Origin of the sequence: Corynebacterium sp. KPL2850 (genome assembly GCF_040225855.1) — a bacterium.
Classification (GTDB): domain Bacteria; phylum Actinomycetota; class Actinomycetes; order Mycobacteriales; family Mycobacteriaceae; genus Corynebacterium.
In genome coordinates this window covers 1-24933 of the sequence record NZ_JBEHFV010000018.1, presented here as the reverse complement: position 1 = coordinate 24933, position 24933 = coordinate 1, and the positions used below count along the sequence as shown (strand labels likewise).

At 58.9% G+C, this 24933-nt stretch carries 22 protein-coding genes and 1 pseudogene; 19 read left to right on the top strand and 4 right to left on the bottom strand.

The window, feature by feature from the left end:
- Window positions 1-40: 40 nt before the first annotated feature.
- The 3 genes from tpx to hisS all read left to right on the top strand — a co-directional run bounded on the left by tpx (window position 41) and on the right by hisS (window position 2633).
- The gene (tpx, locus tag ABRP93_RS07355) at window positions 41-538 is read left to right on the top strand and encodes a thiol peroxidase (protein WP_023022567.1); all 498 of its coding nucleotides are present in this window, start codon (window positions 41-43) and stop codon (window positions 536-538) included.
- Window positions 539-708: 170 nt separating this feature from the next.
- Window positions 709-1344, top strand: coding sequence for an MBL fold metallo-hydrolase (locus ABRP93_RS07350; RefSeq protein ID WP_349887491.1), 636 nt, complete (start codon window positions 709-711; stop codon window positions 1342-1344).
- Window positions 1345-1349: 5 nt separating this feature from the next.
- Complete coding sequence (hisS, locus tag ABRP93_RS07345; RefSeq protein WP_349887490.1) at window positions 1350-2633, top strand: histidine--tRNA ligase; 1284 nt, start codon at window positions 1350-1352, stop codon at window positions 2631-2633.
- Between the two features lie 66 nt (window positions 2634-2699).
- Here the strand turns inward: hisS and ABRP93_RS07340 are convergent, their stop codons facing one another.
- From ABRP93_RS07340 to ypfJ, 4 genes and pseudogenes are all read right to left on the bottom strand, one after another.
- Entirely contained in the window at window positions 2700-4109 is a 1410-nt protein-coding gene (locus ABRP93_RS07340) for an L-serine ammonia-lyase (protein ID WP_349887489.1), read from the bottom strand.
- Between the two features lie 168 nt (window positions 4110-4277).
- Window positions 4278-4946 (bottom strand): FMN reductase, encoded by a 669-nt coding sequence (locus ABRP93_RS07335; RefSeq protein ID WP_349887488.1) that lies wholly within the window; start codon window positions 4944-4946, stop codon window positions 4278-4280.
- A gap of 3 nt (window positions 4947-4949) precedes the next feature.
- A complete protein-coding gene (locus ABRP93_RS07330; protein WP_349887486.1) occupies window positions 4950-6062 on the bottom strand; it encodes an LLM class flavin-dependent oxidoreductase in 1113 nt (370 codons plus the stop codon).
- 105 nt (window positions 6063-6167) lie between these two features.
- Window positions 6168-7033 (bottom strand): annotated as a pseudogene (gene ypfJ / locus ABRP93_RS07325) (KPN_02809 family neutral zinc metallopeptidase).
- 241 nt (window positions 7034-7274) lie between these two features.
- On the opposite strand from ypfJ, the gene aspS reads away from it, so the two are divergent.
- The 16 genes from aspS (at window position 7275) to ABRP93_RS07245 (ending at window position 24747) form a co-directional block, all read left to right on the top strand.
- Complete coding sequence (gene aspS, locus ABRP93_RS07320; RefSeq protein WP_349887485.1) at window positions 7275-9101, top strand: aspartate--tRNA ligase; 1827 nt, start codon at window positions 7275-7277, stop codon at window positions 9099-9101.
- A gap of 125 nt (window positions 9102-9226) precedes the next feature.
- Window positions 9227-10441, top strand: a complete 1215-nt coding sequence (locus ABRP93_RS07315; protein WP_349887484.1) for a phosphotransferase family protein — start codon at window positions 9227-9229, stop codon at window positions 10439-10441.
- Window positions 10442-10472: 31 nt separating this feature from the next.
- Complete coding sequence (locus ABRP93_RS07310; RefSeq protein WP_349853747.1) at window positions 10473-11858, top strand: replication-associated recombination protein A; 1386 nt, start codon at window positions 10473-10475, stop codon at window positions 11856-11858.
- Window positions 11859-11985: 127 nt separating this feature from the next.
- Window positions 11986-14670, top strand: a complete 2685-nt coding sequence (gene alaS, locus ABRP93_RS07305; protein WP_349887483.1) for an alanine--tRNA ligase — start codon at window positions 11986-11988, stop codon at window positions 14668-14670.
- 9 nt (window positions 14671-14679) lie between these two features.
- Window positions 14680-15231 (top strand): Holliday junction resolvase RuvX, encoded by a 552-nt coding sequence (gene ruvX / locus ABRP93_RS07300; RefSeq protein WP_349887481.1) that lies wholly within the window; start codon window positions 14680-14682, stop codon window positions 15229-15231.
- 37 nt (window positions 15232-15268) lie between these two features.
- Entirely contained in the window at window positions 15269-16462 is a 1194-nt protein-coding gene (gene mltG / locus ABRP93_RS07295) for an endolytic transglycosylase MltG (protein WP_349887509.1), read from the top strand.
- A gap of 36 nt (window positions 16463-16498) precedes the next feature.
- Complete coding sequence (locus ABRP93_RS07290; RefSeq protein ID WP_349887480.1) at window positions 16499-17317, top strand: shikimate dehydrogenase; 819 nt, start codon at window positions 16499-16501, stop codon at window positions 17315-17317.
- A gap of 71 nt (window positions 17318-17388) precedes the next feature.
- Window positions 17389-17790, top strand: coding sequence for a prepilin peptidase (locus tag ABRP93_RS07285; protein ID WP_349887479.1), 402 nt, complete (start codon window positions 17389-17391; stop codon window positions 17788-17790).
- Between the two features lie 61 nt (window positions 17791-17851).
- Window positions 17852-19063 carry a chorismate synthase gene (gene aroC / locus ABRP93_RS07280; RefSeq protein WP_349887478.1) on the top strand — a complete coding sequence of 404 codons (1212 nt, stop codon included), beginning with the start codon at window positions 17852-17854 and terminating at the stop codon, window positions 19061-19063.
- Window positions 19064-19603, top strand: coding sequence for a shikimate kinase (locus ABRP93_RS07275; protein WP_278724120.1), 540 nt, complete (start codon window positions 19064-19066; stop codon window positions 19601-19603).
- Window positions 19604-19658: 55 nt separating this feature from the next.
- The gene (aroB, locus tag ABRP93_RS07270) at window positions 19659-20729 is read left to right on the top strand and encodes a 3-dehydroquinate synthase (protein WP_349887477.1); all 1071 of its coding nucleotides are present in this window, start codon (window positions 19659-19661) and stop codon (window positions 20727-20729) included.
- A 2-nt stretch (window positions 20730-20731) separates the two neighbouring features.
- Window positions 20732-21160 carry a type II 3-dehydroquinate dehydratase gene (gene aroQ, locus ABRP93_RS07265; protein WP_349887476.1) on the top strand — a complete coding sequence of 143 codons (429 nt, stop codon included), beginning with the start codon at window positions 20732-20734 and terminating at the stop codon, window positions 21158-21160.
- Between the two features lie 133 nt (window positions 21161-21293).
- The gene (locus tag ABRP93_RS07260; RefSeq protein WP_349887475.1) at window positions 21294-22400 is read left to right on the top strand and encodes a M24 family metallopeptidase; all 1107 of its coding nucleotides are present in this window, start codon (window positions 21294-21296) and stop codon (window positions 22398-22400) included.
- Window positions 22401-22540: 140 nt separating this feature from the next.
- Window positions 22541-23104 carry an elongation factor P gene (gene efp, locus ABRP93_RS07255; RefSeq protein ID WP_023017433.1) on the top strand — a complete coding sequence of 188 codons (564 nt, stop codon included), beginning with the start codon at window positions 22541-22543 and terminating at the stop codon, window positions 23102-23104.
- A 9-nt stretch (window positions 23105-23113) separates the two neighbouring features.
- Window positions 23114-23740 carry a transcription antitermination factor NusB gene (gene nusB / locus ABRP93_RS07250; protein WP_349887474.1) on the top strand — a complete coding sequence of 209 codons (627 nt, stop codon included), beginning with the start codon at window positions 23114-23116 and terminating at the stop codon, window positions 23738-23740.
- A 152-nt stretch (window positions 23741-23892) separates the two neighbouring features.
- Window positions 23893-24747 carry a PPK2 family polyphosphate kinase gene (locus tag ABRP93_RS07245; RefSeq protein ID WP_349864092.1) on the top strand — a complete coding sequence of 285 codons (855 nt, stop codon included), beginning with the start codon at window positions 23893-23895 and terminating at the stop codon, window positions 24745-24747.
- Window positions 24748-24933 lie beyond the last annotated feature (186 nt).

Sequence of the window (24933 nt, the reverse complement as noted above, 5' to 3'; positions counted from 1 at the left end):
GCTATAGCGGGGAAGCAAAAGTATCAGTACGCTCGGGGCCATGGCTGAAGTTAAATTTTCTGACGAACCTACCCAAACCGCTGGTGAACTTCCCGCAGTAGGGGAGCCCATCCCAGAGTTCACCCTCGTTGGCACCGACCTTTCTGAGGTCACCAATAAGGATTTCGAGGGCAAGCGCCTCGTTATCTCGATTTTCCCTTCCATCGATACGGGCGTGTGCCAGCAGCAGCTGCGCACCTTTAATGAAAAGGCTGCGGGCCTAGACAATACCGTTGTCTTGTCCGTCTCCCGCGACCTACCCTTCGCGCTGGATCGTTTCTGCGCCGCAGAGGGCATTGAAAACGTGGACACCGCGTCCGATTTCCGCTCCGATTTTGGCGAGAAGTTCGGCGTGACCTTGCAAGGCTCCCCACTCAAGGGCCTATTGGCACGCTCCGTTGTAGTCACCGACGCTGACCACAAGGTCATCTACAACGAGTTGGTGCCAGAGGTAACCACTGAGCCGGACTACGACAAGGCTCTTGCCGCCTTGCAGTAAAGCTTTAAGCCGGCAGGCTCATTAAATCCAGCACCCAGCCTTTCCCACAACCCTCCGTGGCTGTGGGCGCGAAGGCTGGGTGCTTTTTACATGCTTGCTTCGTACTAGAATCCAGAGTGCCGATGCGATCAGGGAGGCGCGATGGGTGCGAGCCTCGTTAGACTTGAGCCATGGACATTAAAGGATTTACTGCGGGCCCATTTCGCACGAATACCTATATCGCGGCGGAGGGAAAGCGCGCCTTCATCGTGGATCCGGGCATGGATTCCATGTCGCAGGTTATATCGCACGACTATGACTATGAAGCTATCGTGCTCACGCACGGCCACATTGACCACACCCGCGAGGCCGGGGATTTGGCGCAGAAGCTCGATATCCCCGTTTATATTCATCCTGCAGATAAGTTCATGTTGGATTCTGGGGAGGGTGTCTCCGCCCAGGCACAGGAGCTATTCCAAGCCTCGAGCATGGTACCCATTGCCGATCTCCGCGAACTCCACGGTGGGGAAGAACTAGAGCTAATCGGGCATACATTCACCCTCCAGCACGCCCCTGGCCATTCGCCGGGGTGTGTATTGATCATTTCGGATACTTTTGCCCTTACCGGTGACGTACTTTTTGCCGGGGGAATGGGGCGCGTTGATCTTCCGGATTCTAATCCACAGGCCATGCTGGATTCATTGGCGGGGCCGGTGTGGGATTTAGACGATGAGCTGGACATTCTTCCCGGCCACGGCCCAACCTCAACCATGCGTCAGGAGAGGGCGACCAACCCATTCCTGCGAAAATCCCATGGGGTAGTCTAGTGACCATGAGTGAAGAGAAGCGGTTCCAGGCACTGTCCGCACCGAAGGGTGTGCCAGATTATTACCCACCAGAGTCTGCGACTTTTTATAAGGTCCGCCAGACCATGGTGGAACAGGCGCATCTTTCCGGCTTTCAGCACATTGAATTGCCCATTTTTGAAGATACCGCGCTCTTTGCCCGCGGCGTGGGCGAATCTACCGACGTGGTCTCCAAGGAGATGTACACCTTTGCAGATCGCGGTGATCGCTCTGTGACCTTGCGCCCAGAGGGAACGGCGGGCGTTATGCGCTCGGTCATTCAACACAATTTGGATCGCGGTCAGCTGCCAGTGAAGCTAAACTACAGCGGGCCGTTCTTCCGCTATGAGCGCCCGCAGGCAGGGCGCTACCGCCAGCTTCAGCAGGTTGGCGTGGAAGCCATTGGCGTCGACGATCCAGCATTGGATGCTGAGGTCATCGCCTTGGCGGATCGCTCCTACAGGGCCTTGGGTCTTAGCGGTTTCCGCTTGGAATTGACCAGCTTGGGCGACCGGAATTGCCGGCCCGCCTACCGCGAAAAGCTGCAGGAATTCTTGTTCAAGCTGGACCTAGATGAAGAAACCCGCCGCCGCGCGGAAATCAACCCTTTGCGCGTCTTGGACGATAAGCGCCCGGAAATGCAGGAGCAGCTTGCCGATGCCCCCTTGATGCTCGACTACCTCGATGCCGAGTGCCGCGAGCACTTTGAGACCGTCACCGGCATGCTGGAGGATATGGGCGTTGCATACGAAATCAACCCCCGTATGGTGCGCGGCTTGGACTACTACACCAAGACTTGCTTTGAATTCGTCCACGATGGCCTGGGTGCGCAATCCGGTATTGGCGGCGGCGGCCGCTACGACGGCCTGATGGCGCAGCTTGGCGGGCAAGATCTCTCGGGCATCGGCTATGGCCTCGGCGTTGACCGCGCCATCCTCGCCCTAGAAGCGGAGGGAATCACTCTGGAAGGCAGTGATTCCCGCGTGGACGTCTATGGAATTGCCTTGGGTACAGCGGCCAAGCGCCGCATGACTGGCATCATCAATGACCTGCGCAAGGCAGGAATCGCCGCGGATATGTCCTTTGGCGATCGCGGCCTCAAGGGTGCGATGAAGGGCGCCGACCGCGCAGGTGCGCGATTTGCTCTGGTCTTGGGAGAACAAGAACTAGAAAACGGTACCGTTGCCGTGAAGGACTTGGCCGCACACGAGCAGCGCGATGTTGAGTTATCGCAGCTGGTTGCCACTCTGGGGCAGGATCTAGAAGGCTAAGAGTAGGCTTAAAGAAAAAGGGCACCGAAGAAATTTGGTGCCCTTTTTGTGTGTTTTCGACCCTTCTTAGCACTCCACCTGGGAGACGCTAAAGCCCATCGTCTTGGCCAAGCCGCCGAGGGAGGTCTCCTTGTACTTGGAGAGCATATCGCGGCCTGTATCTGCCATGGTTTGTACTGCGTTATCGAGGGTGACGTGGTGGGTGCCTTCGCCCATCATTGCCATGCGAGCGGCGTTAATGGATTTCACTGCGCCGATGGCATTGCGCTCGATACAAGGGATCTGCACCAGGCCGCCTACCGGGTCACAGGTAAGGCCGAGATTGTGCTCAAGGGCGATCTCTGCGGCATTTTCTACCTGGGCAGGCGTAGCGCCGAGGAGTGCTGCCATTCCTGCAGCGGACATGGATGAGGCGGAGCCGACTTCGCCCTGGCAGCCGACCTCGGCGCCGGAAATGGAGGCGTTCTGCTTGATGATCATGCCGATTGCGCCGGCGGTGAGCAGGTAACGGCGTGCGGATTCGCGGCAGAAGCCACCGTGGAAGTCGCGCGCATAGTGCAGCACTGCGGGGATGATGCCGCAGGCGCCGTTGGTGGGCGCGGTAATAACGCGGCCGCCCGCAGCGTTTTGCTCGTTGACCGCTAAGGCGAAGAGGTTGACCCATTCCATGGCGGAAAAGCCAGAGTGTGGGTCATTCTTCTGCTCGAGCAGCTGCGCATACATCTTGGGGGCGCGCCGCGGCACGCGGAGGCCACCCGGCAGCAAGCCCTTGGTGGAAATGCCATCGGTCACGCATTCGCGCATGATGTCCCATACAAGATCCAAGTGGCGCAGGACATAATCCGCGCCGCCGTCCTCTTTGTGAAGCACTTCCTCATTGGCAAGGACGATTTCCCAAATATCTTTGTCATTGGCCTCGCACAGATTGAGTAGTTCTTCGCCGGTGGTGAATTCATAGGGCACGGTATCTTCGACGGTTGCCGCGGCAACGCCGGCGGGTACTTCGTGGCTATCGGCCATCTCCGCGTCTAATTCTTTGCGGGAGAGGATGAAGCCACCGCCGACGGAGAAGTACTGTTCGTCTTCAGCCAGGATATTGCCCTCTGCGTCCCAGGCCTTAAAGATCATGCCATTGGGGTGCTGGGGTAGTGGCTCGTTATCAAAGGTGATTTCGTAGTCGACGGTGCCAGACGGGCCAGAGATGGTGCCTTCGCTGGGGATTGTGCCGCCGGCTTGCGGCTCGGCATCGATGGGAACGGTCAGCGGCTCCCAGCCGGCGAGTCCTAGGATGACGGCGCGGTCGGAGGCGTGGCCGCGCCCAGTGGCGGACAGCGAACCGCGCAGCTCCGCCGAGACGCGGGCGGGATGGGTATTGAGGGATTCTAGAAATTGCTTCGCGGCGCGCATCGGCCCAACCGTGTGAGAGGAGGATGGGCCAATGCCGATGGCGAAAATGTCAGTAACGCTAATAGTCATGGTGAAAGCCTTAAGAAACCTTTCTTCGTAGCAAGAGAGTTATCAGTCCAAGAGCGTGAAAAAGAGATTTTCTCAGGCGCGGGGATTCGGGTCGAACATTCTAAAATTCAAGCGTAGAGAAATATGTGACATGTATCAATTTTAGAATATGCGATAGGTATTGCGGCGCTAGTGCTTTCCGTCGTATTGGGACAAAATTTCCTCGAAAGGCAGAAACTCTTCGTCCACTCCGATTCCGGTAGGGCGGGAATGGGGGCTGGGTCTGGGGGCATCGGCAAGCCCGGCGACCCGATCCGTGGGGCGGATCATCTGATCCGCAAGTTGCGTTGCGGCGCGCTCGATACGGCTGCGAATGCGCGCGCCCTCGGCGGTGCCCAGATCCTCGGTTGCCTGGAAAATGCCGGTAGGAACGACGTGGGCGTGCAGGTAATTCAACAGGGGGCGCAGCGCATAGTCCAAGATGAGCGCGTGGCGCGGTGAACCGCCCGTAGCGGCAACGATGGTGGGCAGTTCCTCCAAGGCGTGGGCATCCAGGACGTCAAAAAACATCTTGAACAGCCCGGAGTAGCTTCCTTGGAATGCGGGCGTGACGGCAATAAAGCCATCAGCCGTAGACAGCAGCTCTTTTGCTTCATCCAGTTGGGGCGTTGGAGCCGCCCAATTGGTCATGGCTGTGGCCAATTCAGAAGCAAGGGTGCGCACCTCAATGATGTGGGTGTTTACGCCCTCTCCGCGCGCGGAAATCTTCGCCTCGGTGGCTTCTGCAATAGTCTCAGCTAACTGCCGGGTAGATGATGGCTCCGATAGCCCGGCCGTGAGGACAACCAAAGAGCGCATTGCTTAGTCCTCCTTTCCAGGGCTTACACGAAAGTGCGGGGAATCTGGGTGCTGCTTGAGCGTGGCATGCGTTGGCGGATCCGAGGGTACATGGTCCGGTCGTCGCTGCTCAAAGCGCCGGCGAAGCTCCGGTACTACTTGTGTGCCAAGAATTTCTATCTGCTTGAGTACTACTTCTTGCGGCAGCCCGGCGTGATCGATGAGGAAGAGCTGGCGTTGGTAATCGCCCACGTAGTCCGCAAATTTCAGGGTGCGCTCAATAACCTGCTCCGCAGTGCCCACGGTCAGCGGGGTGTAGTCAGTAAATTCCTCCAGGCTCGGTCCGTGCCCGTACACGGGGGCGTTATCGAAGTACGGGCGGAAGAACTTCTTTGCTTCCTCTTCAGTATCGCCAATGAATACCTGGCCGCCGAGCCCCACGATGGCTTGGTCGGCCTGGCCGTGGCCATAGGAGGCGAAGCGGCGCCGGTACATGTTGACCATCTTGGCCGTGTGTTCTTGATTCCAGAAAATATTATTGTGGAAGAACCCGTCGCCGTAATAGGCGGCTTGTTCTGCAATCTGCGTAGAGCGAATGGAGCCGTGCCATACAAACGGCGGGACGCCATCAAGGGGAGCCGGGGTAGAGGTAAACGACTGCAACGGAGTGCGGAATTTGCCCTCCCAGTTGACGCTATTTTCGCGCCACAGGCGGCGCAGCAAGTGGTAATTTTCCACGGCCAAGGGGATGCCTTGGCGGATATCTTTGCCAAACCACGGGTAGACAGGGCCGGTATTGCCGCGCCCCATCATCAAGTCCACGCGGCCGCCGGAGAGGTGTTGCAAAAAGGCGTAATCTTCGGCGATCTTTACCGGGTCATTGGTGGTAATCAGCGTCGTGGAGGTAGAAAGCTGCAGGCGCTTAGTCTGCGCTGCGATATAGGCTAGGTGGGTCGTCGGAGAAGACGGAACGAAGGGCGGATTGTGGTGCTCGCCGGTGGCGAAGACATCGAGCCCTATCTCTTCCGCCTTGAGCGCGATTTCCGTAATATTGCGGATTCGCTCCGCCTCTGATGGGGTTTCGCCCGTCGTTGGATCGGTGGTGACGTCTCCGACCGTGAAAATGCCAAATTGCATGGTATCCCTTTCTACCCTTGCTGCGTACCTGTAATCATTGTACGTGACATGTCAACAACAAGGAAGGGGGAGATTATTCCCAGCGGGGTAAAGAAGGGCCGGGAGTTAGCTATAGACCCCGCGCCCCAAGGTGTCGCACTCAGCCATCCGGCCGGAATTATAACCAGCAAGGAATGCCCGCTGGCGTTGCTCGGAGGAGCCGTGCGTCCACGCATCGGGTTGGACCTGCCCGGTGGAACGGCGCTGAATATTATCGTCACCCACAGCCTGCGCCGCGGTGACAGCGTCAGCGACCTGCTGCTGAGAAATCGGCTCCAGCAGCGCATCCTCGCCCTTATCCGCGTGGGAAGCCCAAATACCGGCGTAGCAATCTGCTTGGAGCTCGATCTTTACCGCATTGGAATCCGCGCCGGGGTCGTTATAGTCAGAAAGCTGCAGCGTGCCCTCGAGCTGCTGAATATGGTGACCAAACTCGTGGGCGACGATGTACATCTGCGCGAATGGGGCATTGTGCGCGCCGTAGTTGCTCAGTGAATCGAAAAACGTGGTGTCAAAATACGCCGATAAAACGGCCCCGTGGCTGAAGACGCAGTGCCGCAGCCGGAATTAGTAGAGCCATTAAAAATCACCCGGCCAGGGTTGGTGTATTCGATGCCGGCTTGCTCGGGTAGCTCGGCGGTCCAGACATTATCCACGCTCATGGCGGTAAACATGACCCGGCAGTCATCGTATTTATTGCCGTCTTCTGCCGTTTGGCAGTGATCAAAGGCGGAACCATCGGCACCGGAGTGGGTGCCGGATTGGGACTGCTCATTGCCCAGGAGGGCGCCAATATCTGAGGGGTTTCCGCCCAATAAGAGGTAGAGCCCTACAAGCACGACGGAACCAATGCCGCCGCCTATGGCGAGGCCACCGCCACCGCCGGAGGTTGCGCGCTGGCCATCGAAATCGGCACCAGATTTAAAGGTCATGTCTAGATAGTGCCACACCTTTTCGGCCGCGGCAGTGCGCAGCGAGGCCATTTATTCCCGGCGGGGTTAGCGGTGCCGGGGCTGCTTGCCTGCGCGGTGGCTTAAGTGGGCTTAATAGGGGCGAAAGTGGCGGTGGGATGTAGAATTGGCCAAGTTCCTAGTCTTGTGCTTGGTTGGGCGCGCGCTGTTTACGCGTGGCTGGACCCGCAAGTAACTCCATTTCAGAAGGGATTGAATTATAGTGCTGCGTACCCATTTGGCCGGTGAGCTCCGCAAAGAACTGGCAGAAGAGACCGTAACCCTAACCGGTTGGGTATCTCGTCGCCGTGACCACGGCGGCGTGATCTTCATTGACCTGCGCGATCGTTCCGGCATTGCCCAGGTGGTCTTCCGCGAATCCGATGTGGCAGAGCGCGCCCACGACCTGCGTTCGGAATACTGCGTCAAGGTAACCGGCGTAGTGGAACCGCGCCCAGAAGGCTCCGAAAACCCGAACCTGCCTTCCGGAGACATCGAGGTCAACGTCACCGACCTGGAGGTGCTCAACAAATCCGCAGCGCTGCCCTTCCAGGTAGATGATCCTTCCGCCTCTGGCGAGGTAGGCGAGGAAACCCGCCTGAAGTACCGCTACTTGGATCTGCGCCGCGAGCGCCAGGCAAAGGCACTGCGCCTGCGCTCCGCTGCCAACCGCGCGGCCCGTAACGTGCTGGATAAGCACGATTTCGCCGAAATCGAAACCCCCACCTTGACCCGCTCTACCCCAGAGGGCGCGCGCGACTTTTTGGTGCCTGCCCGCCTGAAGCCAGGCTCCTGGTACGCGCTGCCGCAGTCGCCGCAGCTATTCAAGCAGCTGCTGATGGTAGCTGGCATGGAGCGCTATTACCAGATCGCGCGGTGCTACCGCGATGAGGACTTCCGCGCCGACCGCCAGCCGGAATTTACCCAACTGGACGTAGAGATGTCCTTCGTGGATCAAGACGATGTCATCGCGCTTGGTGAAGAGATTGTCAAAGAGCTGTGGAAGCTCATCGGCTACGACATTCAGACCCCAATCCCGCGCATGACCTATGCCGATGCCATGAAGTACTACGGCTCCGATAAGCCGGATCTGCGCTTCGATATCAAGATCGTCGAGTGCACGGAGTTCTTCAAGGACACCACCTTCCGCGTCTTCCAGAACGAATACGTCGGTGCCGTGGTCATGGACGGCGGTGCTTCGCAGCCGCGCCGCCAGTTTGATGCATGGCAGGACTGGGCCAAGCAGCGCGGCGCCAAGGGCCTTGCCTACATCACCGTTGCAGAAGATGGCACTTTGGGCGGGCCAGTAGCCAAGAACATCACCGACGCGGAGCGCGAGGGCATCGCCGAGCACGTTGGCGCAAAGCCCGGTGACGCCATCTTCTTCGCCGCCGGCGATACCAAGTCTTCCCGCGCGCTGCTGGGTGCGGCCCGCGGTGAAATCGCCAAGAAGCTCGACCTCATCAAGGAAGGCGACTGGGCCTTTACCTGGGTCGTTGACGCCCCGCTCTTTGAGCCTTCTGCCGACGCCACCGCTTCCGGCGACGTGGCCTTGGGCCACTCCAAGTGGACCGCGGTGCACCACGCCTTCACCTCGCCGAAGCCGGAGTGGATCGATTCCTTCGACGAGAACCCGGGCGAGGCCACGGCCTACGCTTACGACATCGTGTGCAACGGCAACGAGATCGGCGGCGGTTCCATCCGTATCCACCAAGAAGATGTGCAAAAGCGCGTCTTCGAGGTCATGGGCATCGGCGATGAGGAAGCACAAGAAAAGTTCGGCTTCTTGCTCGACGCTTTCTCCTACGGCGCACCTCCACACGGCGGCATCGCCTTTGGTTGGGACCGCATCGTGTCCCTTTTGGGCGGCTTTGACTCCATCCGCGACGTCATTGCCTTCCCGAAGTCCGGTGGCGGCGTGGATCCGCTTACCGATGCCCCCGCGCCCATCCCTGCCGCACAGCGCAAGGAGACCGGCGTGGACTTCAAGCCGGAGAAGAAAAAGGACGGCGAAGAGGCTAAGGCCGCGAAATCAGAGCAGGAGAACTAGCTCTTAGGCTCGCTATCACGACACCATTTTTAGGGTAAGCGGGGCGCGCGCCCTCGCCGCAGTGGAAACTTGTGCGGCGAGGGTGTAGCCCCCGCTTTGTGTTGGCGGGCATACTGGATAGAACTATGGTTGATACACAGACAGTGCTTTCGGCCGATGAGGTCATTGGTGCCGCATCGGAAATGTTGTCGCGCCGCTTTGGTGGCACGCCGGAAATGTCAGACATTGAGGATCTAGGCGGATCCGGCAATGCTTTAGTCCTGCGCGCGAAGGTTGCCCCTAGCGCCTTTTTGCCGCATCGCTCTGTGGTCATCAAATACAATCCGGTCACCGGCTACGGCGTGGATGACGCGGCAATGCTGCGCGAGGTCGTGGCCTATCAATTCACCACCGCCTTAGCAGAAGACGTGCGCCCAGGGCCGGTGCTGCTCGCGCATGATTTAGACCGGCGCATCATCGTCCTGACGGATTTGGGGGAGGCCGAGACCCTTGCGGATGTGCTCTTAGAATCCGGCGATGAGGATCGCATTCGGATCCTGCGCTCCTTGGGCACGGCATTGGGGCATATCCACGTAGGCACCGCGGATCATGAGCAGGATTTCGAGACCCTGCTCAACCGCACCTTGCGGCATAACCCGGAATACGCCGATCACCAATCTGTGCGCGATCAGTCCCTGTATCGCTCCATCGGCATCGGGCTGAGCCTGCTTGATGAGGCGGGGCTTGAAGCCCCCGAAAGCTTCCGCAGTTTAGCCGATCAAGCCGCTGAATCCCTCGCCTCCGGCAAGGATAGGGCCTTTACTCCCTTCGATTTATCGCCGGATAACATCATCGTCTCCAAGCGCCTGCACTTCTTGGACTATGAATGGGCCGGTTTTAGGAACGTGGGCTTTGACGTCGCGTGCGTTATCGCGGGCTTCCCGCAGTTCCTGTTTTCTAAGCCAATTACGGATAAGGAAGCAGATATATTCCTCGCCGCATGGTCGCGCGAGGTATCTGAGGTGTGGCCGCGCTTTGCCGACGAAGACGAACTGCACGGGCTTATCGTCGCTTCCCTCATCGGCTGGGCCTTGTCGAGCGTGACCACGATGCACGCCGGGGGAATTGAGGGATTGGTTGCCCTTGCTAGCGGCGACGCGGAGATTGTCCATGACCCAAAGCGTTCGATCCTGCGCTCGCCGGAAAGCGGGCCTTTTAATGAGGACGAACTTTTGGTGCGCCAAGACCTCTATGAAACCTTCGACGCGCTCGCGCGCTACGCCGCCCAGTGCGGAACCGCACCATGTACGGCAATCGCGGAATTTGGCACCATCGTTGCCCGCCGCGTCCACGACGACTAATCACTACACCTTTCTGGGGAGCTAAAACCACATGAGCCAGGATTCTCTCTTCGGCGCCTCTCCCAATGCCGGCGGCACTATGGGAGGCGATGGCTCGTCATCGTCTTTTCCCACGGCCAATCTCTTTGCCACGCACTCCGGCTCGCCCTTGGCCGCCCGCATGCGCCCACAAACCCTAGAAGAGGTTGTGGGGCAAGACCACCTTCTTGCCCCGGGCAAGCCGCTGCGCCGCCTAGTCGAAGGCTCCGGCGAAGCCTCGGTCATTTTGTATGGTCCCCCTGGGACCGGCAAGACGACGATTGCCTCGCTCATCGCGAGCCAGATGGGCCAAAACTTTGTTGGTCTCTCCGCCCTCGATTCAGGGGTGAAGCAGGTGCGCGAAGTCATTACCCATGCCCGGCAGGAACTCATCCACGGCCGCAGGACAGTGCTTTTTATCGATGAGGTTCACCGCTTCTCCAAAACCCAGCAGGACGCCTTGCTGGCAGCGGTGGAAAACCGGACGGTGCTGCTCGTCGCTGCGACGACCGAAAACCCATCCTTCTCGGTCGTCTCGCCGTTGCTTTCCCGCTCGCTTCTACTGCAACTGCACTCGCTGAGCGAAGAGGACCTCAAGGGCGTAGCGCGCCGCGCGTTAGAAAGCGACCGGGGACTAGGGGAGCGCGACTTAACCATTACTGATGAGGCGTTAAGTCAGCTCGTCGTGCTCTCTGGCGGTGACGCCCGGCGCAGCCTGACCTACCTCGAAGCGGCCGCGGAAGCAGTTGATGATGGCGGCGAGATCACTGCGACCACGATTACGGATAACGTGAATCGGGCGGTGGTGCGCTATGACCGCGACGGCGATCAGCACTACGACGTGACTTCCGCGTTCATCAAGTCCATCCGAGGCTCCGATGTCGATGCCGCGCTGCACTATTTAGCGCGCATGGTCGAGGCCGGCGAAGATCCCCGGTTTATTGCCCGCCGCCTGATGGTTCATGCCTCAGAAGATATTGGCATGGCAGATCCCACCGCCTTGCAAGTCGCCGTTGCTGCCGCAGAGGCGGCGCAACTGATCGGCTTGCCGGAAGCACGCATTCCACTGGCGCAGGCCACGATTCACCTTGCAACGGCGCCGAAATCACCGTCCGTTATCGCTGCCATCACTAAGGCGCAGGCCGATGTCGCCGCCGGCAAAGTCGGCCACGTGCCGCCGCACCTGCGCGATGGTCACTATGAGGGTGCCAAGCGGCTGGGCAATGCGACGGGGTATTCCTATCCTCACGATGATCCGCGCGGGGTAGTGGAGCAACAATACTTGCCCGATGAGCTCGAGGGCACAGTATATTATGAGCCCACCGAGCACGGCGCTGAGAAGCGAATCTTTGACTATATTGGCCGTTTGCGCAGGATACTTCGCGGGAAGCGACGATAAGTGCAAGCCGGCTTGGCTGGTTTTGGCCCCACCGATGGGCAAGACCTGCCAACCAGTAGGTAAAGTTGGGTGGGTTAGAAAGCTTCTTGATGGAAGATAAAAGCTTAGACAGTTAGGATTATTGCTCGTGAAGACTCATGAGATCCGGGAACGGTTTACCCAGCACTTCGTCAATTCTGGTCACGAGGTTGTCCCCAGCGCCTCTTTGATCCTGGATGACCCTAACCTGCTTTTCGTTAACGCGGGCATGGTGCCCTTCAAGCCCTATTTCTTGGGCCAGCAGACCCCACCATTTTCCCAAGGCCTTGCCACCTCTATCCAAAAGTGCGTGCGCACCTTGGATATTGAGGAGGTGGGCATTACCACCCGCCACAACACCTTCTTCCAAATGGCGGGTAACTTCTCCTTTGGCCAGTACTTCAAGGAAGGCGCCATTTCCAATGCATGGAACCTGCTGACCAAAGATGTAGCAGACGGCGGGTTTGGCCTAGATCCGGAGCGCCTGTGGGTCACCGTGTACCTCGATGACGATGAGGCAGCGGAAATCTGGCGCGATAAGATCGGCGTGCCAGAAGAGCGCATCCAGCGCCTTGGCATGGAAGATAACTACTGGTCCATGGGCGTGCCGGGTCCGTGTGGTCCTTGCTCGGAAATTTATTACGATCGCGGGCCCGGATACGGCAAAGACGGCGGCCCGATCGCAGACGATAACCGCTACATGGAGATCTGGAACCTCGTGTTCATGCAAAATGAGCGCGGCGAGGGGACCGGAAAAGGCGATTTTGAGATCGTCGGAGAGCTGCCGAAGAAAAACATCGATACCGGTTTGGGTATCGAGCGCGTCGCCTGCCTGTTGCAGGGAGTAGACAACGTCTACGAGACCGACCTGTTGCGGCCAGTTATTGACGTTGCCGAGGAGCTGACCGGCGCCACCTACGGCGAGAAGGCAACGCACCAGGATAATATTCGCTTCCGCGTGGTGGCTGACCACTCGCGCACCGGCATGATGCTCATCTTGGATGGCGTTACGCCAGGTAATGAGGGCAGGGGCTATATCCTGCGCCGCCTGTTGCGCCGCATCATTCGCTCAGCAAAGCTGCTCGGAGCCGAGGACGCCACCATGGAGCGCTTCATGAATACGGTCATGGACACCATGACCCCGTCGTATCCTGAGATTGCGGATAACCGCGAGCGCATCCTCCGCGTGGCCATCAATGAGGAAAAGGCGTTTTTGAAGACGCTGGAGTCTGGCACCAAGCTTTTCGATGAAGCCGTGGATGACCTGCGCTCCACCCACCGCGCGAAGACCCAAAAGGTGCTCTCCGGTGATAAGGCCTTTGAGCTGCACGATACCTACGGTTTCCCCATCGACCTCACTCTGGAAATGGCGCAGGAAGCCGGCCTTGACGTGGACATGGAAGGCTTTAACGCCGCCATGGGCGAGCAGCGCCGCCGCGCAAAGGCCGATAACCAGGCTAAGAAGCACGGCCACACTGACCTTTCCTTGTACCGCGACTGGGTGGATAATAACCCCACCGTATTCACTGGTTATGAGGAACTGGTCTCGGGTACAAACGTCATCGGTCTGGTCAAAGACGGCCAGAAGGTCAACGAGGTGCACGAGGGCGATGAGGTTGAGGTCATTTTGGACCACTCGCCGCTCTACGCTGAGTCCGGCGGACAGATGGCTGACCGCGGCCGCATTTCTGCGGGCGAATCGCTCTTGGAGGTCAATGACGTCCAGAAGATTGGCAAGAAGCTGTGGGTACACAAGGCTTCCGTTACCGCCGGCGGACTAGACCTCGGCATGTCCGTCGAGGCTTCCGTCGATGAGAAGTGGCGCCACGGTGCAACCCAGGCGCACTCGGCCACCCACCTCATTCACGCAGCCCTGCGACAGGTGCTGGGGCCCACGGCGGTGCAGGCAGGCTCGCTTAACCGCCCGGGCTACCTGCGCTTCGACTTCAACTACACCGAGCAGTTGAGCCAAGAGCAAATGGAAGAAATCGCCCTGATTACCAACCAGGCGATCGATGCCAATATGGCCGTCAACACCATCGAGACCTCGCTGGAAGAGGCCAAGGCAATGGGCGCTATGGCCCTGTTCGGTGAAAACTACGGCAACCAGGTGCGCGTGGTGGAAATCGGCGGACCATTTTCCATCGAGCTCTGCGGCGGCACCCACGTAGGTTCCTCGGCAGAAATCGGCCCCGTTTCCGTGCTTGGTGAGTCCTCGGTAGGCTCCGGCGCCCGCCGCATTGAGGCTTACTCCGGCATGGATGCCTTCCGATACTACTCCAAGGAAACCGCGCTGGTAGAAGGTGTTTCCCGTGAGTTGAAGGTGCAGTCTGAGGAACTCCCAGAGCGCATTTCGCAGCTTTCGGAGCGACTCAAGGCCGCAGAGAAGGAAATTGAGGGCCTGCGCAAGGCACAGTTGACCGCGCGCGCCTCTGAAATCATTGACTCGGCTACCGAGGTCAATGGGATCAAGACAATTACGCTGCAGCTTCCCGATGGCACCTCGGGCGGCGACCTGCGCACCGTGGCCACCGATATCCGCAACCGCATGAAGGACACAGCCGCTGTCATCGTGCTCGGTGCAGTGGATAAGGGTAAGTTCCCGTTCATTGCCGCCGCTACGGGCAAGGCGGTGGACCAGGGCGTGAAAGCTGGGGACATCGTCAAGGGCCTCGGCGAATACGTCAATGGTCGCGGCGGCGGCAAACCGGACATGGCGCAGGGCTCCGGCACCGCGCCGGAAGGTGCACAGCGGGGCTTCGAAGCCGTCAAGGATCTTTTGCAGTCGCGCTAAGGACTTATTGTGGCAAAAGTTGAACCAGATTCCCCGGGGGTCAATGACCCAGGCGAAGGCCGCCGGTTAGCACTCGACGTAGGCACAGTGCGAATTGGCGTCGCGGTATCCAACCGCGAGGCCACCCTCGCTACCCCTGTGGAAACCGTTCCCAGGAAGACCGGTTTTAAAGACCGCGATCAAGAAGACATTGATAGAATACTGGAGCTTATTGAGGCATATTCCGCAGTAGAAGTCATTGTTGGTTTGCCGCGTGATTTACAAGGAAATGGCTCAAAAAGTGTAAAACACGCGAAAGAAATTGCGTTTCGGATTCGACGCCGCTTGAATCAAGATGAAAATATAGATAAAGTTCCACCACCAGTACGCTTGGCTGATGAACGTTTGACGACGGTAGCGGCAACCACCGCGCTGCGCGCGTCCGGCGTGTCCGGAAAGAAGGGCAGGAAAATCATTGACCAAGCTGCAGCGGTGGAAATACTACAGTCCTGGCTGGATGGGCGTGCTAACGCGCTCCGCTCGGATGATGCAGTAGCCCAGCCTTCAAACTCAGGAGACTAAACACGTGAGCCGTAACCAACAACGCCTCGGGCGATCGATGGATGATAAGTACGTCAAGCGGCGCCAGCGCGGCATCGCCGTGGTGGTCGCATCCGTCATCGTCATTTTAGGAGCTCTGATCTACATCGGAGTACGTATCAGCACTTCTTCGGCCGACTACGAAGGGGCCGGTAACGGCACCACGCAATTGGTGGAGGTCCCCGAAGGGTCCACCATGTCCGAGCTGGGACCCACGCTTGTGGAAAAGAATGTGGTCAAAACCCAAGAGGCATTTGACTCGGCGTCCTCGATGAACCACAGTGCCAGCCAGATTCAGCCTGGCTTCTACCGCCTGCAGGAAGAAATGAGTGCGGCGAATGCGGTTGAGGCATTGCTTGATGAAAACAACCGCGTGGACATGCTTGAGGTCCAAGGCGGTGCGACCTTGGAGGACGTCAAGGTCGTCGGCGGTGACGTGCGCTTTGGCATTTACTCCTTGATCTCCCAGGTCAGCTGCGATGACGGCAATTGCTTGGAGAAGGAAGAGCTGGAAAAGGCAGCGGCAGAAACCGATCCTAGGGAGCTCGGCGCACCCGATTGGGCGCTGGACGCTATAAAGAAGCGCGGCAATGACCCGAAGCGTATTGAGGGCCTCATTGCCCCTGGCCAGTACGTTCTGGACCCGAATATGAGCGCCAAGGACATCCTGAAGGATCTCATTACCCGCTCTGCCAAGCGTTATGAGGAAACCGATATCGAAAACCGCGCCAAGGCCATTGGGCTTTCACCGTACGAGCTTTTGACCTCTGCCTCCTTGGTGGAGCGTGAGGCACCCGCCGGCGAATTCGACAAGGTCGCCCGCGTTATCCTGAACCGCTTGGACGAGCCCATGCGCCTCGAGTTCGACTCCACCGTGAACTACGGTCTGGAGGATGTCGAGCTGGCCACCACCGATGAGGCGCGTGGTGAGAAGACTCCGTGGAATACCTACGCTAAGGAAGGCCTTCCGGATACCCCGATTTCCTCGCCTTCTGATGAGGCAATCCGCGCGATGGAAGAACCTGCCGATGGTAACTGGAAGTTCTTCGTCACCGTGGATAAGGACGGCACCACCGTGTTCTCCGATACCTACGATGAGCACCTGGACCGTGTGGACGATGCTATCCGCTCCGGCGTCCTTGACTCTCAGCGCGAGGGTGAGGGAGCAGGAGCCGGCAACGGCGATGCCGCCTCGGACCAACCGGCTGAGTAGGCTCTAGGCTGCAGCCAGAAAGGTAGTTGCTCTCCCATGCCGCGCGCCGCAGTACTCGGTAGCCCCATCGCACACTCGTTATCGCCTATCCTGCACAACGCAGGGTATGCAGCAGTGGGGCTCAAGGAGTGGTCCTATACCCGCTTTGAGGTGACGGCCGATACCCTTGTCCCATTCTTGGAAGAATGCGGCCCCGAGTACCGCGGCTTTTCCGTGACCATGCCTGGAAAGTTCGCCGCGCTCGAGGTTGCGGAAGAGCAAAGCGATAGGGCGCAGCTTATCGGGTCCGCCAATACCTTGGTGCGCACCGAACATGGGTGGCGCGCGGACAATACCGATACCGAGGGCGTGCGCGGCGCCCTGCAAGAACTCATTGGGCTCCGCCCCGTGTCTCAGGCCCTTATCATCGGCGCGGGCGGAACTTCCCGTCCAGCGCTGTGGGCTCTGGCAGAACGCGGAATCGACCAAGTCACCATCTTGAACCGCTCGAACCGCCAAGCAGAACTCCAGCCCTTGGCCGAGCGGCTCGGGCTCAATTTGCAGTATGCAACCTTTGACGATGACCTCGAGGACCTTTCCCGCTCCGCGGATTTGATCATTTCCACCGTGCCTTCGGCTGCGTTAGAGGACTATCGCTTCCAGCTTGCCCACGCCCCAGTGCTCGATGTGATCTATCACCCGTGGCCCACGACGCTCGCCGCCTGTGCCGCCGCGAATGGCTACTTCACCGTAGGTGGGCACGTCATGCTGGCGCATCAAGCGTTTAGCCAATTTGAGCAATTCACCGGGCTTTCCGCACCGCGCGAAGAAATGGTCGCGGCCCTGCAGGAAGAGCTTCGCCTGCGCAACCTCTAAGCACGCTGGGGATACGCCCATGTGCGCCGCCTTGCCATGAAGAGTGGCAAGGCGGCGCTTAGCCTTATGCCATGGGGATTTTCGGGGGAATACTTTATGGCCTGTGGGCAGCCGCCTTGTGCTGCTGGGATATTCGCGAGCGGCGCTTGCCCGATGCACTGACCATCCCCGTTGGGGTGTTATCGGTCACCTTTGCCACTTGGGGTGGGTTAGCCTGGCCGTTGCTGTACCTCCTAGTGGCGCTTTTTGGCGCCGGCATCGGCGGGGGAGATATTAAATTGGCCCTGCCGCTGGGCATGCTCGTTGGTGCCACGGCAGGCCCGCTGGCGGTTATCATCGCCTGTGGCGGCGCCGCTGTACTCACGTTGATCGCAAGCGGCATCGCGCGGGCCAAGGGCGGTGTGCCCCACGGACCCTCGATGGTCGTATCGGCCGGGCTGGTTATGGCCGCGTATCCCCTCTTTGAGGGGTGAGGCGAATATATTGGGGTGCCTAGTTGCTCCGTGTGCGTAGGTGCCGTGCGATAATACCCGCATGCTTCGTTGGACTACCGCTGGTGAATCCCACGGCCAGGCACTTATCTCCATGGTGGAGCACATGCCGGCCGGAGTACCCATTACCCGTGCTGATATTTCTCATCAGCTGGCGCGACGCCGCCTAGGATATGGCCGCGGTGCGCGCATGAAGTTCGAAGCCGATGAGGTCACGCTGCTCGGCGGGGTCCGCCACGGCCTGACCATCGGTAGCCCCATTGCCATCATGATTGGCAATACAGAGTGGCCGAAGTGGACCACCGTCATGTCCGCAGATCCCATCGATATGGATGACGAGGACGTAGCGAAGGCGATGAATTCGGGCCGTGGCGCGCCCTTGCAGCGCCCGCGCCCAGGCCACGCCGATTTCGCCGGCATGGTGAAATATAACCACAGCGAAGCCCGCCCCATCTTGGAGCGTTCTTCTGCGCGCGAGACCGCCGCGCGGGTAGCTGCCGCGACCGTAGCGCGGAACTTCCTGCGGGAAACGCTAGGCGTTGAAGTCTTCTCCCACGTGATTTCCATCGGCGCATCGCAGCCCTATGCGGGTCCTTCCCCGAGCTTTGCGGATATCGAAGACATCGATAACTCTCCGGTGCGCGCCTTTGACAAGGATGCCGAGTCCGCGATGATTTCAGAGATCGAAGCCGCAAAAAAGCAGGGCGATACCTTAGGCGGTATCGTCGAGGTAATCGTCGATGGCCTACCCATTGGCTTAGGCTCACATATCTCCGGCGATGACCGCTTGGATGCACAACTTGCCGGCGCCTTGATGGGCATTCAGGCCATCAAGGGCGTAGAAATCGGCGATGGCTTTGAAGAGGCGCGTCGGCGCGGCTCCGAAGCCCACGATGAGATGGTCCGCACCGAGGCTGGTGTCACAAGGCTTAGCAACCGGGCCGGGGGCTTGGAAGGTGGCATGACCAACGGGCAGCAATTGCGTGTCCGTGCGGCTATGAAACCGATTTCCACGGTGCCGCGCGCCTTGCAGACGATCGATATGGAATCGGGTGCCGATGCCACCGCAATTCACCAGCGCTCAGATGTTTGTGCCGTGCCGGCAGCAGGGGTTGTGGCTGAAGCCATGGTCTCCCTCGTGCTAGCGCGCGCAGTTTTAGATAAATTTGGCGGGGATAGCTTGAGCGAGACCTGCCGTGCCATTGCTGCATATGAAGAATACGTTTCGCAGCGACTCGCCTTTAACCAGGAGTAAATGATGACAACGCCAACCGATGTAACGGGACAGCCACATCCTTGCGTCGTTTTGATTGGCCCGCCCGGGGCGGGAAAGTCCACGATTGGCCGCCGGCTTTCGCATGCGCTGAATTGCGATCTGGTGGATTCGGATCACCTAATTGAAATGGCCGAGGGAAAACCCTGCGGCGAGGTCTTTAGTGAGAAAGGCGAACCGGCGTTTCGCGAGCTCGAGGCCGAACATGTCGCTGAAGCCTTGCAGAAGGGTGGGGTAGTAAGCCTGGGCGGCGGCGCGGTGATGACGGCCTCCACGCGCGAGCTTCTGGAGCGCCACACCGTCGTCTTCCTCGATATTTCCGCAGAAGAAGGCGCGCGCCGCACGGCCGGCGACCGCAATCGCCCGGTGCTGGCGGCGGATAACCCGGTTGAACATTACCGGTCAATCGTGGAAACGCGCAGGCCTTTCTATCTTGAGGTGGCCGATTTTCGCGTACGCACGGATACTCGCTCCCCGCAGCAGGTCGTGGGCGATATCCTGGGCTTTTTAGAAACCCTCTAGCCGGGAACCCCACCCACATCCCTGCAGGTTATCGCTGCGTAGAAAGGACAACCCAATGCCCACCATCGCCGTTAACGGACCGAGCCCGTATGAGGTCCGCATCGGAGCGGGTCTAAGCGAAGATATCGCGCGGCGTTGTGCGGACACGGGTGCCGATAAGGCGGCGGTCATCTTCCAGCCTGCCCTGCGTACCGCCGCAGAAGAACTCGCGAAATCCGTAGAAGCGCAGGGCGTCACCCCCGTCTTGTGCGAGGTGCCGGATGCTGAGGCGGCCAAGCAATTGAGCGTGGTGGGAAACGTGTGGGACCGCCTTGGTGAGGCGGGTTTTAGCCGCAGCGATGTCGTCATCGGTGTAGGCGGCGGGGCAACTACGGATATGGCAGGATTTGTCGCCGCCGGATGGATGCGCGGCATTAAGGTCATTCAGGTTCCTACGACCCTTCTCGCCATGGTTGATGCCGCGGTGGGCGGGAAAACCGGAATCAATACGAAGGCCGGGAAGAACCTCGTCGGCGCCTTCCACGAGCCGGATTCTGTATGCGTCGATCTGGAACGCCTAGACACCCTCCCACAGGCAGAAATCGTGGCTGGTTCCGCAGAGATCATTAAGACCGGGTTCATTCATGATCCGGTCATCGTGGAACGCTACGTGGAAAATCCATGTGCTTGCCTTGACCCACGCGGTGTCCTGCCGGAATTGATTGAGCGTTCCATCGCGGTGAAGGCAGCGGTGGTGGGAGAAGACCTCAAGGAAGCCGGGCTGCGCGAGACCCTTAATTATGGGCATACCTTTGGCCACGCCATAGAAAGGCAGGAAAACTATGCGTGGCGCCACGGCAATGCGGTAGCCGTAGGCATGATGTTCATCGCCCACCTTTCCCACCAGCGAGGCCTGATAGATGCGGAACTCGTGGAATTGCACCGCAGCATCCTGACCAATATCGGCCTGCCTACGGCGTATCAACCCGGGAAATTCGCGGAATTATATGAGGCGATGACCCACGATAAGAAAAACCGCGACGGGAAGATCCGCTTCGTGGCGCTGACCGGAATCGGTGCGACGACGCGGATAGAGGGCCCCACGCGCGAAGAACTGGAAGCGGCGTATGCCGCCATTACGGAGTAGATATGAAAATCGTTGTTCTCAATGGCCCGAACTTAAATAGGTTGGGCAAGCGCCAACCGGACGTCTATGGTTCCACGACGCTAAGTGATGTCGCAGAACTGGTGTCCAAGCGTGCCGAGAAGCACGGGGCAGAGGTCGAGTTTTTCCAGTCGAATTTTGAAGGCGAGCTCATTGAGAAGGTCCACGAGGCCGCCGATGCCGGAAGTGCAGTCATCATTAACCCAGGTGGGCTGACGCATACCTCCGTTGCTCTGCGCGACGCCCTGGCAGAGATTGCCGATGGCGCCGGCTTCGTGGAGGTGCATATCTCCAACGTGCACGCCCGGGAGGAGTTTAGGCACCATTCTTATTTGAGCCCCATTGCCCGCGGCGTCGTCGCCGGTTTGGGAGTCTTTGGGTACTGCGCCGCGGTGGACTATCTATGCCAATAATCACCGGCCAGACCGATGCCCCTCGGGCGCAGATGGAAAGAAGGCATCGAACCTAGCCACCTGCGCCGCGGAAATAGTTATAGTGGAAGAATAAATTTTTAAGCTTCACTACGTTCGCGCAAAGGATGATTTTATGGCACTTGCAGATACCCGTTTCAGTGACCGCCGCCGGAAGCTAGCCGCCGAATTAGCCGGTCAGCGCATTGATGCGGTATTGGTAACCCACTTGATCCACGTCCGGTACCTGTCCGGATTTTCCGGTTCCAACGGCGGGATGCTGCTGCGCAAGGATCTCTCCGCGTTGATGGCTACCGATGGCCGCTATACCACCCAGATTGCCCAGGAAGTTCCGGATCTTGAGGCGGTCGAGGGCCGTTCTGTGGGCAAGGTGCTCCTACAGCAATTCGACAAGGATGAGACCCCGGTTCGCGTCGGCTTCGAAGCCGACTACATGTCCGTGTCGGAACTGGAAGATCTGAAAGATTCCGCACCGGATGGGGTCACCTTGGTGCCGATTTCTGGAATCATCGAGGACATCCGCATCACGAAGGATCCGGTAGAGCTAGAAAAGCTGGAGGAGATCGCGGCGCTTGCTAACCAGGCCTTGGAGGACCTTCTTGCCGCCGGCGAGCTGCGGGCGGGTCGCACGGAACGCGAAGTTGCCGCCGATCTGGAATTCCGCATGCGCATCCTGGGATCGGAGCGGGTGAGCTTCGATACCATCGTGGCCTCTGGCCCGAACTCTGCCATGCCACACCACGGCGCGGACGATCGTGTGATCGAGGATGGGGACTTGGTTACCATCGATTTTGGCGCTCACCTGCGCGGATTTAACTCTGACTGCACCCGCACCTATGTCGTGGGTACGGCAAACGACTTTGCCAAGGAGATCTACGATGTGGTGCTGCGCGCCCAGCAGGCCGGCGCCGAGGCTGCGGTAGCGGGCACGTCGCTTTCCGATGTCGACGCTGCCTGCCGCAACGTTATCGCCGATGCCGGATACGGCGACTACTTCGTCCACTCCACCGGGCACGGCGTGGGCTTGGATGTGCATGAAGCACCCTTTGCCGCCACGACCGGTAAGGGCGAGCTGGCGCCAGGGATGACGCTGACCATCGAACCGGGCGTGTATGTGCCGGGCAAGGGCGGCGTGCGCATCGAAGATACGCTGATTATCACCGATGGAGCCCCGAAGATCATTACCGCCGCCTCCAAGGACTTTACTGAGCTGCCCGCATAGGTAGGCTTGGCCCCTGCGGCTCCTCCCTTTCCCGGGAAGAGATTTTAGGGGGTACCGGTGGGCCAGCGGGTGAGGGCTATCCGGTAGGCTTATACTTTGCTTTCAACCTTTCAACCACAATATTCGGGAGTTTAACCGCAATGGCTGATACTACTGATTTCAAGAACGGACTCGTTCTCAAGATTGACAACAAGCTGATGCAGATCACCGAGTTTCAGCATGTTAAGCCGGGCAAGGGCCCAGCATTCGTGCGCACCAAGCTGAAGGACGTTGTCTCCGGAAAGACCGTGGACAAGACCTGGAACTCGGGTGTCAAGGTAGAAACCGCCACGGTGGACCGCCGCGACATGACCTACCTGTACAACGACGGCACCAGCTATGTCGTCATGGATGAAAAGACCTTCGAGCAGTTTGAGCTTTCGCCGGATAAGTTCGGCGATGCCGCACGTTTCCTGCTGGAAAACATGCGCGTGCAGGTCTCCTTCTACGAGGATGAGGCATTGTTCGCGGAGCTTCCTATCTCCGTCGACCTCAAGGTAGAGCACACCGAGCCAGGCCTGCAGGGTGACCGTTCCTCCGGCGGCACCAAGCCCGCCACGCTCGAGACCGGCGCCGAGATCCAGGTCCCGCTGTTCATTGAAATCGGCAATGTACTAAAGATCGATACCCGCACCGGCGAGTACCTGTCCCGCGTCAACAACTAGGGCTTTATCTTGTCTGATAACACTGCTAAGCGGGATATCAATCATAAACGGCATACCGCGCGCTACCGGGCGCGCCGGCGCGCAGCGGATATCCTCTATGAAGCGGAGAACCGGGACGTCGATCCCGTCGCCATTGTTGAGGATCGCGTTGCTTTGGCGCGCGAGGATCGCCACGCTGTAGCGCCCATCGCGGACTACACCAAGGTCATCGTCCAAGGCGTAGCAGAAGAGCTAGACGCTATCGATGACACGATCTCGCGGTACCTTTCCCAGAATTGGGAGCTGCACCGCATCCCCGCCGTCGACCGCGCTATCCTGCGCCTTTCGGTCTGGGAGCTATTGTTTAATCCGGATGTTCCCACCGCGACGGCCGTCGTGGAGGGCGTGGAGCTGGCCTCGCAGTATTCCCACGATCAAGCCGCACCGTATATCCACGCGGTCTTGGATGACGTCGCGCAATCTCGTTCTGAGTTAAGCCCGATGAATAACGTCGGTCAAGAGGAAGAAAGCGACGACGCGGAAGCCGAGGATTCCGAGGATTCCCAAGAGGACTCCGCGCCTTCGACGCACGCAGAAACGCCAGAGGAGTCAGGGGAAGCATCCCCGAGCGCGGAAACGGAAGCGGACAACTCCTAGCTCATTTCTAGTTCCCCGGCTTGCTTAGTTATAGAGGCAAAGAACCGGCCGGGGTACTACTCCTGCCTCCCTCGATGCGAGACGCCGCGGGAGCCAGCCCCGGTTCGCCCGGTCCACCCGCTCCACACCCTGGCGTTTGTACAATAATTGCCATGGGTAAATTTAAGATCAAAGATGCGCTCGACCTCCGCGCCGGAAAGACCTTTCAGCTTGCCGATGTCGATCCCACGGCGACTCCAGGATTCGATGGCTCAAAGTCTGACTTAGAAGACCGCTTCAAACACTATGACGATGAGCTCTATGATTTGCAGGAGCGCCTTTTTGCTAATGGCAGGGCGCATGCCGATGATGCACCCTCGCTTTTAGTAGTCCTGCAAGGAATGGATACCTCCGGCAAAGGCGGGGCCATTCGCCATGTCTTTTCCGTCTTTGATCCGCAGGGCACGAAGACCGTCGGTTTTGGCAAGCCCACGGAAGAGGAAATGAAACACGATTTCCTGTGGCGCATCCGCAAACACGATCCGGTTCCTGGCCAGGTCGTGGCCTTTGACCGTTCTCACTACGAAGACGTCTTGATTCAACGCGTGCACGAGTGGGTAGATGAGGAAGAGATCGACCGCCGTTTTGAGGCGATTCGTGAGTATGAGCAAGAGCTCGCCGGAAAACGGGTAAAGATCTTGAAGGTCTTTTTGCACATCTCGCCGGAGTTCCAAAAGGAAAACCTCATTGAGCGGACCGAGCGCGAGGATAAGTACTGGAAGTACGATCCTTCAGATCTTGAAGAGCGCGGCTATTGGAATAAATACATGGCGGCCTATGAGGATGCCATCCGCCGGACGGATGAGCTTTGGGCGCCGTGGTTTGTTATCCCCACGGATAATAAGAAATACGCGCGCATGGCCTTGAAATACCTCATTGTTGATGCACTGCGGCACCTGAACCTGTCGTGGCCTGCGCCCGAATTCGATCCGGAGGAAGAAAAGCAGCGCATCCTCGACGTGGACTAGGCACTAGCCGCGGCGCCTAGAGCCCAAGAGGGCAAGGCGCCCAAAAAATCCCCGCACTGTCGCCGCGCCCTAGCACGCGAATGCGCGAGGCGGGGCGAAACAAGTGCGGGTGAGGTTACCCTCGTTTAGTGGACACCCTATTAGTACGGATCTTGTGTCCGTAGGAGAGGATGTTCATTGTGAGTT

Excerpts from the sequence above, each read along its gene's own strand:
- tpx (WP_023022567.1), top strand. The coding sequence starts at position 41 with ATGGCTGAAGTTAAATTTTCTGACGAACCTACCCAAACCGCTGGTGAA.
- ABRP93_RS07350 (WP_349887491.1), top strand. The coding sequence starts at position 709 with ATGGACATTAAAGGATTTACTGCGGGCCCATTTCGCACGAATACCTAT.
- hisS (WP_349887490.1), top strand. The coding sequence starts at position 1,350 with ATGAGTGAAGAGAAGCGGTTCCAGGCACTGTCCGCACCGAAGGGTGTG.
- ABRP93_RS07340 (WP_349887489.1), bottom strand. The coding sequence starts at position 4,109 with ATGACTATTAGCGTTACTGACATTTTCGCCATCGGCATTGGCCCATCC.
- ABRP93_RS07335 (WP_349887488.1), bottom strand. The coding sequence starts at position 4,946 with ATGCGCTCTTTGGTTGTCCTCACGGCCGGGCTATCGGAGCCATCATCT.
- ABRP93_RS07330 (WP_349887486.1), bottom strand. The coding sequence starts at position 6,062 with ATGCAATTTGGCATTTTCACGGTCGGAGACGTCACCACCGATCCAACG.
- ABRP93_RS07315 (WP_349887484.1), top strand. The coding sequence starts at position 9,227 with ATGGTTGATACACAGACAGTGCTTTCGGCCGATGAGGTCATTGGTGCC.
- ABRP93_RS07310 (WP_349853747.1), top strand. The coding sequence starts at position 10,473 with ATGAGCCAGGATTCTCTCTTCGGCGCCTCTCCCAATGCCGGCGGCACT.
- mltG (WP_349887509.1), top strand. The coding sequence starts at position 15,269 with ATGGATGATAAGTACGTCAAGCGGCGCCAGCGCGGCATCGCCGTGGTG.
- ABRP93_RS07290 (WP_349887480.1), top strand. The coding sequence starts at position 16,499 with ATGCCGCGCGCCGCAGTACTCGGTAGCCCCATCGCACACTCGTTATCG.
- ABRP93_RS07285 (WP_349887479.1), top strand. The coding sequence starts at position 17,389 with ATGGGGATTTTCGGGGGAATACTTTATGGCCTGTGGGCAGCCGCCTTG.
- aroC (WP_349887478.1), top strand. The coding sequence starts at position 17,852 with ATGCTTCGTTGGACTACCGCTGGTGAATCCCACGGCCAGGCACTTATC.
- ABRP93_RS07275 (WP_278724120.1), top strand. The coding sequence starts at position 19,064 with ATGATGACAACGCCAACCGATGTAACGGGACAGCCACATCCTTGCGTC.
- aroB (WP_349887477.1), top strand. The coding sequence starts at position 19,659 with ATGCCCACCATCGCCGTTAACGGACCGAGCCCGTATGAGGTCCGCATC.
- aroQ (WP_349887476.1), top strand. The coding sequence starts at position 20,732 with ATGAAAATCGTTGTTCTCAATGGCCCGAACTTAAATAGGTTGGGCAAG.
- ABRP93_RS07260 (WP_349887475.1), top strand. The coding sequence starts at position 21,294 with ATGGCACTTGCAGATACCCGTTTCAGTGACCGCCGCCGGAAGCTAGCC.
- efp (WP_023017433.1), top strand. The coding sequence starts at position 22,541 with ATGGCTGATACTACTGATTTCAAGAACGGACTCGTTCTCAAGATTGAC.
- ABRP93_RS07245 (WP_349864092.1), top strand. The coding sequence starts at position 23,893 with ATGGGTAAATTTAAGATCAAAGATGCGCTCGACCTCCGCGCCGGAAAG.